Origin of the sequence: Labrys wisconsinensis (assembly GCF_030814995.1) — a bacterium.
Taxonomy (GTDB): Bacteria; Pseudomonadota; Alphaproteobacteria; order Rhizobiales; family Labraceae; genus Labrys; species Labrys wisconsinensis.
In genome coordinates this window covers 1-13,415 of record NZ_JAUSVX010000039.1, presented here as the reverse complement: position 1 = coordinate 13,415, position 13,415 = coordinate 1, and the positions used below count along the sequence as shown (strand labels likewise).

10 protein-coding genes and 1 tRNA gene are annotated in these 13,415 nt (G+C 66.2%); all 11 read left to right on the top strand.

Annotated elements, in window-relative coordinates:
* The coding region (locus QO011_RS42235; protein WP_494628441.1) for an EF-Tu C-terminal domain-related protein at positions 1–95 on the top strand (95 nt) is incomplete at its 5' end.
* Positions 96–257: 162 nt separating this feature from the next.
* Positions 258–578, top strand: coding sequence for a YbjQ family protein (locus QO011_RS42230; protein ID WP_307286702.1), 321 nt, complete (start codon positions 258–260; stop codon positions 576–578).
* Between the two features lie 148 nt (positions 579–726).
* Positions 727–802: transfer RNA gene (locus QO011_RS42225), tRNA-Trp, on the top strand.
* A gap of 150 nt (positions 803–952) precedes the next feature.
* Entirely contained in the window at positions 953–1,150 is a 198-nt protein-coding gene (secE, locus tag QO011_RS42220) for a preprotein translocase subunit SecE (protein WP_307286701.1), read from the top strand.
* Between the two features lie 13 nt (positions 1,151–1,163).
* On the top strand, positions 1,164–1,697 hold the full coding sequence (gene nusG / locus QO011_RS42215; protein ID WP_307286700.1) for a transcription termination/antitermination protein NusG: 534 nt from the start codon (positions 1,164–1,166) through the stop codon (positions 1,695–1,697).
* Positions 1,698–1,840: 143 nt separating this feature from the next.
* The gene (gene rplK / locus QO011_RS42210; RefSeq protein WP_307286699.1) at positions 1,841–2,272 is read left to right on the top strand and encodes a 50S ribosomal protein L11; all 432 of its coding nucleotides are present in this window, start codon (positions 1,841–1,843) and stop codon (positions 2,270–2,272) included.
* A 5-nt stretch (positions 2,273–2,277) separates the two neighbouring features.
* Positions 2,278–2,973 (top strand): 50S ribosomal protein L1, encoded by a 696-nt coding sequence (gene rplA, locus QO011_RS42205; RefSeq protein WP_307286698.1) that lies wholly within the window; start codon positions 2,278–2,280, stop codon positions 2,971–2,973.
* A 627-nt stretch (positions 2,974–3,600) separates the two neighbouring features.
* Positions 3,601–4,119 carry a 50S ribosomal protein L10 gene (gene rplJ, locus QO011_RS42200; protein ID WP_307286697.1) on the top strand — a complete coding sequence of 173 codons (519 nt, stop codon included), beginning with the start codon at positions 3,601–3,603 and terminating at the stop codon, positions 4,117–4,119.
* A gap of 49 nt (positions 4,120–4,168) precedes the next feature.
* On the top strand, positions 4,169–4,549 hold the full coding sequence (gene rplL, locus QO011_RS42195) for a 50S ribosomal protein L7/L12 (RefSeq protein ID WP_307286696.1): 381 nt from the start codon (positions 4,169–4,171) through the stop codon (positions 4,547–4,549).
* Between the two features lie 217 nt (positions 4,550–4,766).
* Positions 4,767–8,888 (top strand): DNA-directed RNA polymerase subunit beta, encoded by a 4,122-nt coding sequence (gene rpoB, locus QO011_RS42190; RefSeq protein ID WP_307286695.1) that lies wholly within the window; start codon positions 4,767–4,769, stop codon positions 8,886–8,888.
* Positions 8,889–9,021: 133 nt separating this feature from the next.
* Positions 9,022–13,215, top strand: a complete 4,194-nt coding sequence (rpoC, locus tag QO011_RS42185) for a DNA-directed RNA polymerase subunit beta' (protein WP_307286694.1) — start codon at positions 9,022–9,024, stop codon at positions 13,213–13,215.
* Positions 13,216–13,415 lie beyond the last annotated feature (200 nt).

Here is a 13,415-nt window from a genome sequence, read left to right as displayed (position 1 = left end):
TCGTGCCGATCGCCATGGAGGAGAAGCTGCGCTTCGCCATCCGCGAAGGTGGCCGCACCGTCGGCGCCGGCGTCGTCGCGACCATCATCGAGTGACCCCCACGCGGTTGCGCAGCAACCGTCGTGCACGCGATCGCGCAGCAACCGTCGTGCGCGCAGCCGCGCAGCGATCATTTCCGGAGTGATCGCGGGGCCCTCCTGGCGCAAGACCGATCGGCGTGGTTCACTCCACGCCGATCTTCTTTTGGGGGAAGCGTCATGATCGTCGTGACCACCAACGACCTCGCGGGCTACCGCATCGTCCGGCATTTCGGCGTGGTGCGCGGCATCACGGTGCGCTCGCGCAGCGTCATCGGCAATATCGGCGGGGCGATCCAGTCGCTGTTCGGCGGCAACATCTCCGTCTACACCAACCTGGCCGAGACCGCCCGCCAGGAGGCCTACGACCTCCTCGTCCGGCACGCCGAGGAGGTCGGCGCCAACGCCGTGATCGCCATGCGCTACGACGCCAACGAGATCATGGACGGGATCACCGAGGTGCTCGCCTACGGCACCGCCGTCGAGGTCCAGCCGGCCTGAGGCTCGGCAGGTTCTCCCGAGCCGGCCTTGGAATCAAAGCAGCGCGTCGTGGCTGAAGCCGCGGGACGCTGCTGGGGAAACGAGCGCAAACGCTGTTGCGTCGGCGCGTCCGTGTCGCTATGTAATCGCCGCGCGGCGCGTTTCGCGTAGGGGTATAGCTCAGTTGGTAGAGCGGCGGTCTCCAAAACCGCAGGTCGTAGGTTCGAGCCCTGCTGCCCCTGCCAGTTCATGGCGAACGAGGCGTCCACGCTTTTTTCGCGAGAATCCCGAGCCGGGGGATGTGGCGTCGCCGCTCCCTCGGTTTTGCATTGTTTCCAAATCCCCGGATTTGGGGTATGGCGCCGGGCTTCCGGCAATGTGACGGCGGATAGACGATGGCGAAGACCAATCCGTTCCAGTTCCTGCAGCAGGTGCGGAGCGAAACATCGAAGGTGACCTGGCCGACCCGGCGCGAGACGGTGACGACGGCAGTGATGGTCTTCGTCTTCGCGATCGCCGCATCGATCTTCTTCATGATCTCGGACTTCGTCCTGAAGCAGGCCGTCGGCCTGCTTCTCGGCCTCGGCCATTGAGGGGTCCACCACCATGGCCAAGCGCTGGTACATCGTTCACGCCTATTCGAACTTCGAGAACAAGGTCGCGGCCTCGATCCGCGAGCAGGTCGCCCAGCGCGGCCTGAGCGAATATTTCGACGAGATCCTGGTGCCGACCGAGAAGGTCGTCGAGGTGCGCCGCGGCCGCAAGGTCGACACCGAGCGCAAGTTCTTCCCGGGCTACGTCCTGGTGAAGTGCGAGCTCACCGATGAGGTGCACCACCTCATCAAGAACACGCCGAAGGTGACGGGCTTCCTCGGGGCCGACAAGGCCAAGCCGGTGCCGATCCCCGATCGCGAGGCGGAGCGGATCAAGGGCCAGGTCGCCGACGGCGTCGAGCGGCCGAAGCCGTCGATCTCCTACGAGATCGGCGAGCAGGTGCGCGTGGCGGACGGCCCGTTCGCCTCGTTCAACGGGACGGTCGAGGAAGTCGACGAGGCGCGGGCGCGCCTCAAGGTGGCGGTCTCGATCTTCGGCCGGGCGACCCCGGTCGAACTGGAATACGGGCAGGTCGAGAAGGTCTGACCTTTTCGGACTGACCGAACGCGGGAGAAACGGCCGGGCTTATCGCCGCCGGTCCGAATCGCACCGCGGTCCTCCGGCCTCCACGTCCCCGAGCGGGCGGGGCGGCCACCAACCGGCGGAGCGATCCGCCAAAGGAGCAACTGATGGCGAAGAAAGTCACAGGCTATATCAAGCTGCAGGTGCCGGCGGGTTCCGCGAACCCCTCGCCGCCGATCGGCCCCGCGCTCGGCCAGCGCGGCCTCAACATCATGGAATTCTGCAAGGCCTTCAACGCGAAGACGGCGCAGATGGTCAAGGGGACCCCGATTCCCGTGATCATCACGGCCTATCAGGACCGGTCCTTCACTTTCGAGATGAAGCTGCCGCCGATCTCCTTCTACCTGAAGGAAGCGGCCGGCATCAAATCCGGCTCGCAGACGCCCGGCAAGGGCGCCAAGGCGGGCAAGGTCACGACCGCGCAGATCCGCGAGATCGCGACCACCAAGCTGCCCGACCTGAACTGCGATTCGGTCGAGGCTGCCATGGCCATGGTGAAGGGTTCCGCCCAGTCGATGGGCCTCGAGATTGTTGGGTGATCGGCATGTCTGACGGAAAGCGTATTCGCGCGGCGAAGGACGGCATCGACCGCATCAAGCTCTACGGCCTCGACGAAGCGGTGAAGCTCGTCAAGGACCGCGCCAAGGCCAAGTTCGACGAGACCGTCGAGATCGCCATGAACCTCGGCGTCGACCCGCGCCATGCCGACCAGATGGTCCGCGGCGTCTGCAACCTGCCGAACGGCTCCGGCCGGACCCTGCGGGTCGCCGTGTTCGCGCGCGGCGCCAAGGCCGACGAGGCCAGGGCGGCCGGCGCCGACGTGGTCGGCGCGGAGGACCTGGTCCAGACCGTGACCGAAGGCAAGATCGAGTTCGATCGCTGCATCGCCACGCCCGACATGATGCCGCTGGTCGGCCGCCTCGGCAAGGTGCTCGGCCCGCGCGGCCTGATGCCGAACCCCAAGGTCGGCACCGTGACCATGGACATCACCAATGCGGTCAAGGCCTCCAAGGGCGGCTCGGTCGAGTTCCGCGTCGAGAAGGCTGGCATCGTCCACGGCGCCGTCGGCAAGGCCTCGTTCCCGGCCGAGAAGCTGGCCGAGAACATCAAGGCCTTCGCCGACGCTGTGATCAAGGCCAAGCCCACGGGCGCCAAGGGCACCTATGTCCAGCGCGTCGCCATCTCCTCGACCATGGGCCCGGGCGTCAAGATCGAGCCGTCGGCGGTGCTCGGGGCCTGAGCCTCGGCGCCGGGCGGGACGGTTGGGAAGGCCCTGCTTCGGCGGGGCCTTTCGTCTGTTGACGGCTGGGTGGCGGGAAGCGCAGGCCTGCCCGGCCGAGGAGCGGTGCGGCGGCAGGTCGCGGCGCCTCGCGGCGGCCCTCCACAATCAACTTGACAAATCCTCAACTTTCCCCTTGGCAGACGGCGCGCGAGGCCTTATGTACGGCCCCTCATTCGAACTCTAGGGTTCTCGACTCGGTCGCTCAGGCGGTCGGGTCCGAATGGCCGTCCGGAGAAATCCGGGCGGAAGACTGACCGGAAGGCGAGGGGGCAACCCTATCGCCGTTCCGGTCATGTCCTGTCCGAGACTGCAGGCGCGGGGCAACCCGCTTAATCCGAAGGGACCGTCGCGTTGACGGCTCGGCCGGCCTGCACAGACGGGGAAGACCGGTTTGTGGTGCCCGCCCGACACGGCGGGGGCATTGAATTTGGTTCGATCCGTGCACCTGCCATCGCCCTTCGGGACGGCGGCGGGGGACAGGCACTCCGACGTCGCTTCGGAGCCGGCTGAGGCCGGTACGCCGGGGCGGCAGGTGCAACGGGCGGTTCATTCGATAGAGGATGAGCCGCAACCGGAGAGAGCAACGTGGAAAGAGCGGAAAAGAAGGAGCTCATCGGCGTCCTCCAGCAGGTCTTCCAGACCACTGGCGTCGTCGTGGTGGCTCACTATTCCGGCCTGACCGTCGCCCAGATGCAGAAGCTCCGCAAGGAGATGAAGCAGGCTGGCGCGACCGTGAAGGTCGCCAAGAACCGCCTCGCCAAGATCGCTCTCGATGGCACGGATGTCGCCACGATCGCACCCCTGCTCAAGGGGCCGACGCTGCTGGCCTACAGCAGCGATCCCGTGGCGGCGCCGAAGGTCGCCGTCGATTTCGCCAAGGGCAACGAGAAATTCGTGATCCTCGGCGGCGCGATGGGCAAGACCGCCCTGAACTCGGACGGTGTGAAGGCGCTCGCCACCATGCCGTCCCTGGATGAGCTGCGTGCCAAGATCGTGGGCCTTGTCCAGGCTCCCGCGACCAAGCTGGCCCAGCTCACCACTGCGCCGGCGGCCAAGCTCGCCCGCGTGTTCGGGGCCTATGCCAAACGAGACGAAGCGGCGTAAGGCCGTTCAAACCCAAACCGGTACGAACCGAAAGACAGGATGAAAGACAATGGCTGATCTTGCCAAGATCGTTGACGACCTCTCGAGCCTGACCGTGCTCGAGGCTGCCGAGCTCGCCAAGCTGCTCGAGGAGAAGTGGGGCGTGTCCGCCGCGGCTGCCGTGGCGGTTGCCGTCGCTCCGGGTGGTGGTGGCGCCGCCGCCGCTCCGGTCGAGGAGCAGACCGAGTTCACCGTCGTCCTCGCCGCCGTCGGCGACAAGAAGATCGAGGTCATCAAGGAGGTCCGCGCGATCACCGGCCTCGGCCTCAAGGAAGCCAAGGACCTGGTCGAAGGTGCGCCCAAGCCCGTGAAGGAAGGCATTGCCAAGGACGAGGCCGAGAAGCTCAAGGCCCAGCTCGAGAAGGTCGGCGCCAAGGCCGAGCTCAAGTAAGCGAGCCCGCTTCGAGAGTTCTGGCTCCGGGGTTCGCCCCGGAGCCTTTCCGCGTTTTGACCAACGCGGCGACGTCGTATCCGAGCGCCTGGCCGTGCCGGCTCTCGGATCTGCCGTCGGGGCGGGAGATCCGCCGACGATGGATCGAATGCGCAGGATTTCCGTGGCGGCGCCGAGCCGCTCGGGAGCCCATCCTGCAGGTTGAGCGAGGAGCGACATGGCTCAGACGACCACTGCCCGCAAGCGCGTCCGCCGGTTTTTCGGAAAGATCCGTGAAGTGGCGACGATGCCGAACCTCATCGAGGTTCAGAAGGCGTCCTACGACCAATTCCTGCAGGTCGAGGAACCCGAGGGCGGACGGACGGAAGAGGGTCTGCAGGCCGTCTTCCGGTCGGTGTTCCCGATCTCGGACTTCTCGAACAAGGCCATGCTCGAATTCGTCAACTACGAGTTCGAAGGCCCGAAATACGACGTGGACGAGTGCCGCCAGCGGGGCATGACCTTTGCCGCCCCGCTCAAGGTGACGCTGCGCCTCATCGTGTTCGATGTCGACGAGGAGACCGGCGCGCGCTCGGTCAAGGACATCAAGGAGCAGGACGTCTACATGGGCGACATGCCGCTCATGACGTCCAACGGCACCTTCATCGTCAACGGCACCGAGCGCGTCATCGTCTCGCAGATGCACCGTTCGCCGGGCGTGTTCTTCGACCACGACAAGGGCAAGACCCATTCCTCGGGCAAGCTCCTGTTCGCCGCCCGCATCATCCCCTATCGCGGCTCCTGGCTCGACATCGAGTTCGACGCCAAGGACATCGTGCACGCGCGCATCGACCGCCGCCGCAAGATCCCGGTGAGCTCGCTCCTGTTCGCGCTCGGCATGGACGGCGAGGAGATCCTGTCGACCTTCTACAAGTCGATCACCTATACCCGCGCCGGCGGCGGCTGGCGCGTGCCCTACGACTGGAACCGCATGAAGGGCTTCAAGCCCACGGTGGACCTGGTCGACGCCGATACCGGCGAGGTGGTGGTGGAGGCCGGCGGCAAGCTGACCGCGCGCAGCGCCAAGCAGCTGGCGGAGAAGGGCCTCAAGGCGCTCAAGGTCGCCAATGAGGACCTGATCGGCCAGTACGTCTCCGAGGACATCGTCAACCTCAAGACCGGCGAGATCTATCTGGAGGCCGGCGACGAGCTGACCGAGAAGAACCTCAAGATCCTCACCGATGCCGGCTTCGACGAGGTGCCGGTGCTCGACATCGACCACATCACGGTCGGCGGCTATATCCGCAACACCCTCGCGGTCGACAAGAACGCCACCCGCGAGGAGGCGCTGTTCGACATCTACCGCGTCATGCGTCCGGGCGAGCCGCCGACCATCGATTCGGCCGAGGCGATGTTCCAGTCGCTGTTCTTCGACCCCGAGCGCTATGACCTGTCGGCGGTCGGCCGCGTCAAGATGAACATGCGCCTCGACCTCGACGCCGAGGACACGGTGCGCATCCTGCGCAAGGAGGACATCATCGCCGTCGTCAAGACGCTGGTGGACCTGCGCGACGGCAAGGGCGACATCGACGACATCGATCATCTCGGCAACCGCCGGGTGCGCTCGGTCGGCGAGCTGATGGAGAACCAGTACCGCGTCGGCCTGCTGCGCATGGAGCGCGCCATCAAGGAGCGCATGTCCTCGGTCGACGTCGACACGGTGATGCCGCAGGACCTGATCAACGCCAAGCCGGCGGCCGCCGCCGTGCGCGAGTTCTTCGGCTCCTCGCAGCTCTCCCAGTTCATGGACCAGACCAACCCGCTGTCGGAGATCACCCACAAGCGCCGCCTGTCGGCGCTCGGCCCGGGCGGCCTGACGCGCGAGCGCGCCGGCTTCGAGGTGCGCGACGTGCACCCGACCCATTACGGCCGCATCTGCCCGATCGAGACGCCGGAAGGCCCGAACATCGGTCTGATCAACTCGCTGGCGACCTTCGCGCGCGTCAACAAGTACGGCTTCATCGAGGCGCCGTACCGGCGCCTGCGCGACGGCCAGCTCACGCCCGAGGTGGTCTATCTCTCGGCGATGGAAGAGCAGAAATACTATGTCGCGCAGGCCAACGTGCCGATCGACAAGGACGGCCGCCTGACCGAGGAGTTCGTCACCTGCCGCCATGCCGGTGACGTGCTGATGGTCACGCCCGACCGCGTCGACTACATGGACGTGTCGCCCAAGCAGCTGGTCTCCGTCGCCGCGGCGCTGATCCCGTTCATCGAGAACGACGACGCCAACCGCGCGCTGATGGGCGCCAACATGCAGCGCCAGGCCGTGCCGCTGGTGCGCGCCGACGCGCCCTTCGTCGGCACCGGCATGGAAGCGGTCGTCGCCCGCGACTCCGGCGCGGCCATCGCCGCGCGCCGCACCGGCATCATCGACCAGGTCGACGCCACCCGTATCGTCATCCGCGCCACCGAGGATCTCGATCCGACCAAGTCGGGCGTCGACATCTACCGGCTGATGAAGTTCCAGCGCTCGAACCAGTCGACCTGCATCACGCAGAAGCCGCTGGTGCGCGTCGGTGACGTCGTCCGCAAGGGCGACATCATCGCCGACGGCCCCTCGACCGAGCTCGGCGAGCTGGCGCTCGGCCGCAACGTGCTGGTCGCCTTCATGCCGTGGAACGGCTACAACTTCGAGGACTCGATCCTCCTCAGCGAGAACATCGCCAAGGAGGACGTGTTCACCTCGATCCATATCGAGGAGTTCGAGGTCGCCGCCCGCGACACCAAGCTCGGACCGGAGGAGATCACGCGCGACATTCCGAACGTGTCGGAAGAGGCGCTGAAGAACCTCGACGAGGCCGGCATCGTCTATATCGGCGCCGAGGTCCAGGCCGGCGACATCCTGTGCGGCAAGATCACGCCGAAGGGCGAGAGCCCGATGACGCCGGAGGAGAAGCTCCTGCGCGCCATCTTCGGCGAGAAGGCCTCCGACGTGCGCGACACCTCGCTGCGCGTGCCGCCGGGCGTCACCGGCACGGTGGTCGAAGTGCGCGTGTTCAACCGCCACGGCGTCGACAAGGACGAGCGCGCCCAGGCGATCGAGCGCGAGGAGATCGAGCGCCTGGCCAAGGACCGCGACGACGAGCAGGCGATCCTGGACCGCAACGTCTATGCGCGCCTCACCGAGATGCTCGCGGGCAGGACCGGCATCGCCGGGCCCAAGGGCTTCAAGAAGGAGACGGCGATCACCGCCGAGCTGATGCAGGATTATTCCCGCTCGCAGTGGTGGAACTTCGCCGTCGCCGACGATGCGCTGATGGGCGAGATCGAGGCCATGCGCAAGCAGTACGACGAATCGAAGAAGCGGCTGGAGCAGCGCTTCCTCGACAAGGTCGAGAAGCTGCAGCGCGGCGACGAGCTGCCGCCCGGCGTGATGAAGATGGCCAAGGTCTTCATCGCCGTGAAGCGCAAGATCCAGCCGGGCGACAAGATGGCCGGCCGGCACGGCAACAAGGGCGTGGTCTCGCGCATCATGCCGGTCGAGGACATGCCGTTCCTGGAGGACGGCACCCCGGTCGACATCGTGCTCAACCCGCTCGGCGTGCCGAGCCGCATGAATGTCGGCCAGATCCTGGAGACCCATCTGGGCTGGGCGGCTTCGGGCCTGGGCAAGCTGATCGATCAGGCGATCGCCGTTTATCGCAAGGGCCAGGGCGTCGACAAGCTGAAGGGCACGCTCGACAAGATCTACGGCGAGAACGAGGAGATCGCCGCGATGAACGATCGCGATCTCGTCGAGATGGCCTCGAGCCTGCGCCGCGGCGTGCCGATCGCGACGCCCGTGTTCGACGGCGCCAAGGAGGCCGACATCGTCGACTTCCTGAAGATGGCCGGGCACGACGCCTCGGGCCAGGTGACGCTCTATGACGGACGCAACGGCGAGGCCTTCGACCGCAAGGTGACGGTGGGCTATATCTACATGCTGAAGCTGCACCACCTGGTCGACGACAAGATCCACGCCCGTTCGATCGGCCCCTATTCGCTCGTCACCCAGCAGCCGCTGGGCGGCAAGGCGCAGTTCGGCGGACAGCGCTTCGGCGAAATGGAGGTCTGGGCGCTGGAAGCCTATGGCGCGGCCTACACGCTGCAGGAGATGCTCACGGTCAAGTCGGACGACGTGGCCGGCCGCACCAAGGTCTACGAGGCCATCGTGCGCGGCGACGACACGTTCGAGGCGGGCATCCCCGAAAGCTTCAACGTGCTGGTCAAGGAGATGCGCTCGCTCGGCCTCAACGTCGAGCTGACCGGCCTGCGCGCCTCCGACCAGGCGCTGCCGCCGGCGGAAGCCGCCGAGTGAGAACCTTGGCAGCACGACCAGCGTTGACCTGACGTGACCACCCGGAGCGGCTCGCCCGCTCCGGGTCGATCCTTTTCTTCATCCGCGCCGGGAGGGGTGTTTGGCCCCGCCGGTCGCAAACCCGGAGACGGCCATGAACCAAGAGGTCATGAATCTCTTCAATCCGGTTGTTCAGACGCAGACCTTCGATCAGATCAAGATCTCGATCGCGTCGCCGGAGAAGATCTTGTCGTGGTCCTACGGCGAGATCAAGAAGCCCGAGACCATCAACTACCGCACGTTCAAGCCGGAGCGTGACGGCCTGTTCTGCGCGCGCATCTTCGGGCCGATCAAGGACTACGAGTGCTTGTGCGGCAAGTACAAGCGCATGAAGTACAAGGGCGTCATCTGCGAGAAGTGCGGCGTCGAGGTCACGCTGTCGCGCGTGCGGCGCGAGCGCATGGGCCATATCGAGCTCGCCGCGCCCGTCGCCCATATCTGGTTCCTGAAGTCGCTGCCCTCGCGCATCGGCCTCCTCATGGACATGACGCTCAAGGACCTCGAGCGCATCCTCTATTTCGAGTACTACGTCGTCATCGAGCCCGGCCTCACCCCCCTGAAGGAGCGTCAGCTCCTGTCCGAGGATGATTACGCGCGGGCCCAGGACGAGTATGGCGAGGACAGCTTCACCGCCATGATCGGCGCGGAGGCCATCCGCGAGATGCTGCGCGCCATGGACCTCGAAAAGATCGCGGCCGACCTGCGGGTCGAGATCGCCGAGGCGACGACGGAGCTGAAGCCCAAGAAGCTGGCCAAGCGCCTCAAGATCATCGAGGCCTTCATCAACTCGGGCAACAAACCGGAGTGGATGATCCTGACCGCCGTGCCGGTGATCCCGCCGGATCTGCGTCCGCTCGTCCCGCTGGACGGCGGCCGCTTCGCCACGTCCGATCTCAACGATCTCTATCGCCGCGTCATCAACCGCAACAACCGCCTGAAGCGGCTGATCGAGCTGCGCGCGCCTGATATCATCATCCGCAACGAGAAGCGCATGCTGCAGGAGGCCGTCGACGCGCTGTTCGACAACGGCCGCCGCGGGCGCGTCATCACCGGCGCCAACAAGCGGCCGCTGAAGTCGCTCTCCGACATGCTCAAGGGCAAGCAGGGCCGCTTCCGCCAGAACCTGCTCGGCAAGCGCGTCGACTATTCCGGCCGCTCGGTCATCGTCGTCGGCCCGGAGCTGAAGCTGCACCAGTGCGGCCTGCCCAAGAAGATGGCGCTGGAGCTGTTCAAGCCCTTCATCTATTCGCGCCTCGACGCCAAGGGCTTCTCGGCCACGGTGAAGCAGGCCAAGAAGCTGGTGGAGAAGGAGAAGCCCGAGGTCTGGGACATCCTCGACGAGGTGATCCGCGAGCACCCCGTGCTGCTCAACCGTGCCCCGACGCTGCACCGCCTCGGCATCCAGGCCTTCGAGCCGGTGCTGATCGAGGGCAAGGCGATCCAGCTGCATCCGCTGGTCTGCACCGCCTTCAACGCCGACTTCGACGGCGACCAGATGGCCGTGCACGTGCCGCTGTCGCTGGAGGCGCAGCTGGAAGCGCGCGTCCTGATGATGTCGACCAACAACATCCTGCATCCGGCCAATGGTCAGCCGATCATCGTGCCCTCGCAGGACGTCGTGCTCGGCCTCTACTACGTGACGCTGATGTCGGACGGCGAGCCCGGCCAGGGCATGGTGTTCGGCGATATCGGCGAGCTCGAGCATGCGCTCGAGTCCAAGGCCGTGACGCTGCACTCCAAGATCAAGTGGCGCTGGAAGGGCCTGGACGAGAACGGCGAGGCCGTGTCGAAGATCTACGACACGACCCCCGGCCGCGTGAAGCTCGCCCAGCTCCTGCCCAAGAGCCCGAAGGTGCCCTTCGACGCCGCCAACAACCTGATGACCAAGAAGGCCATCTCGGCGCTGATCGACGTCGTCTACCGCAATGTCGGGCAGAAGGAGGCGGTCATCTTCTGCGACCGCATCATGACGCTCGGCTTCTCCAACGCCTTCCGTGCCGGTATCTCCTTCGGCAAGGACGACATCGTCGTGCCCGACAACAAGTGGAAGATCGTTGCCGAGACCGACGCGCTCGCCAAGGACTACGAGCAGCAGTACAATGACGGCCTGATCACCCAGGGCGAGAAGTACAACAAGGTCGTCGACGCCTGGGCCAAGTGCTCGGACCGCCTGGCCGCGGAGATGATGAGCCGCATCTCGGCCGTGAAGAAGGACGACAACGGCCGCGACAAGCCGATCAACTCCATCTACATGATGGCGCACTCCTCGGCCCGCGGTTCGCCGGCCCAGATGCGCCAGCTCGGCGCCATGCGCGGCCTGATGGCCAAGCCGTCCGGCGAGATCATCGAGAGCCCGATCATCTCCAACTTCAAGGAAGGCCTGACCGTGCTCGAGTACTTCAACTCGACCCACGGCGCCCGCAAGGGCCTGGCCGACACCGCCTTGAAGACGGCGAACTCGGGTTATCTCACCCGCCGTCTCGTCGACGTGGCGCAGGACGCCATCATCTCCGAGGTCGACTGCAACTCGGAGCATGGCATCCGCGTGCGCGCCATCATCGATGCGGGCCAGATCGTGGCCTCGCTCGGCGTGCGCATCCTCGGCCGCACCGCGGCCGAGAACATCACCGACCCGCAGACCGGGGCGGTGATCGTGCCGAGAGGCGAGATGATCGTCGAGAAGATGGTCGACCAGATCACCGCCGCCGGCATCCAGGAGGTCAAGATCCGGTCGGTGCTTACCTGCGAGACCAAGAACGGCGTCTGCGCCACCTGCTACGGTCGCGACCTGGCGCGCGGCACGCGCGTCAACATGGGCGAGGCCGTCGGCGTCATCGCGGCCCAGTCGATCGGCGAGCCGGGCACCCAGCTCACCATGCGCACCTTCCACATCGGCGGCGCGGCGCAGATCAACGAGCAGAGCCATATCGAAGCCACCTTCGAGGGCACGATCAAGATCCGCAACCGCAGCGTCGTCCGCAACTCGGAAGGCGTGCTGATCGCCATGGCGCGCAACCTCGCCATCGTCATCCTCGACCATGACGGTTCCGAGCGTTCGGTGAACCGCGTGCCCTACGGCTCGCGCCTGCGCGTCGACGACGGCGACAAGGTCAAGCGCGGCCAGCGCATGGCCGAATGGGACCCCTACACCCGCCCGATCATCACCGAGCTCGACGGCGTCATCGCCTATGAGGACCTGGTGGACGGCGTGTCGCTGTCGGAGACGGCCGACGAGTCGACCGGCATCACCAAGCGCGTCGTCACCGACTGGCGGACGTCCAACCGCTCGGCCGACCTGCGTCCGGCCCTGACGCTCAAGGGCGGCGACGGCAAGATGCTGAAGCTGTCGCGCGGCGGCGATGCCCGCTACTTCCTGGCGGCCGAAGCGGTCATCTCGGTCGATCCGGGCTCCAAGGTCACGGCGGGCGACGTCATCGCCCGTATCCCGATGGAGAGCGCCAAGACGCGCGACATCACGGGCGGTCTGCCGCGCGTGGCGGAGCTGTTCGAGGCGCGGCGGCCGAAGGACGCGGCGATCATCGCCGAGATCACCGGCACGGTGCAGTTCGGCAAGGACTACAAGAACAAGCGCCGCCTGACGATCCAGCCGCACGAGGCCGATCAGGAGCCGGTGGAGTACCTGATCCCGAAGGGCAAGCACATCCATCTCCAGGACGGCGACGTCGTGGAGAAGGGAGACTTCATCGTCGACGGCAATCCGGCGCCGCACGACATCCTGGCGATCAAGGGCGTGGAGGAGCTTGCCGCCTACCTCGTCAACGAGATCCAGGAGGTCTACCGGCTGCAGGGCGTGCAGATCAACGACAAGCACATCGAGGTGATCGTCCGCCAGATGCTGCAGAAGATCGAGATCGTCGACGCCGGCGACACCGAGTTCCTGCCGAGCGAGCAGGTCGACAAGGTGGAGTTCGACGAGGCCAACGCCAAGGCGCTCGAGGAGAGCAGGAAGCCCGCCACGGGCCATCCGGTTCTGCTCGGCATCACCAAGGCCTCGCTGCAGACCCGCTCCTTCATTTCGGCCGCTTCGTTCCAGGAGACGACGCGCGTGCTGACCGAAGCCTCGGTCAACGGCAAGTCGGACGCCCTGGAGGGCCTGAAGGAGAACGTCATCGTCGGCCGCCTGATCCCGGCCGGCACCGGTGCCCAGATCGCCCGCATCCGGGCGATCGCCAAGCATCGCGACGACCTGATCCTGCAGCAGCGGCAGACCGAGGCCGCCGTGCCGGCGGCCCAGCCGGAAGCCGAGGCGCTGCCCGCGGCGGAATGAGCCGGCGGACGGGCCGGTCCGCCGGTCCGTCGAGAGTCCAGACGGACCGGCCTGCCGGTCGGTTCAGACAAGAGGGGAGTCCGGTCCGCCGGGCTCCCTTTTCTTTTGTGCGCCCAGCATGGGCGCACTCTTGCGGGTGAGAGTCCCGCCGTGAGCTGGTCACAGCGAGCGAAGAGAAGCGCAACTGCGAGAGGGCGACC

What these genes read in the sequence shown, in the direction of transcription:
- rpoB (WP_307286695.1), top strand. Translation starts at nt 4,767, where the DNA reads ATGGCTCAGACGACCACTGCCCGCAAGCGCGTCCGCCGGTTTTTCGGA.
- rplA (WP_307286698.1), top strand. Translation starts at nt 2,278, where the DNA reads ATGTCTGACGGAAAGCGTATTCGCGCGGCGAAGGACGGCATCGACCGC.
- nusG (WP_307286700.1), top strand. Translation starts at nt 1,164, where the DNA reads ATGGCCAAGCGCTGGTACATCGTTCACGCCTATTCGAACTTCGAGAAC.
- secE (WP_307286701.1), top strand. Translation starts at nt 953, where the DNA reads ATGGCGAAGACCAATCCGTTCCAGTTCCTGCAGCAGGTGCGGAGCGAA.
- rplK (WP_307286699.1), top strand. Translation starts at nt 1,841, where the DNA reads ATGGCGAAGAAAGTCACAGGCTATATCAAGCTGCAGGTGCCGGCGGGT.
- rplL (WP_307286696.1), top strand. Translation starts at nt 4,169, where the DNA reads ATGGCTGATCTTGCCAAGATCGTTGACGACCTCTCGAGCCTGACCGTG.
- QO011_RS42230 (WP_307286702.1), top strand. Translation starts at nt 258, where the DNA reads ATGATCGTCGTGACCACCAACGACCTCGCGGGCTACCGCATCGTCCGG.
- rpoC (WP_307286694.1), top strand. Translation starts at nt 9,022, where the DNA reads ATGAACCAAGAGGTCATGAATCTCTTCAATCCGGTTGTTCAGACGCAG.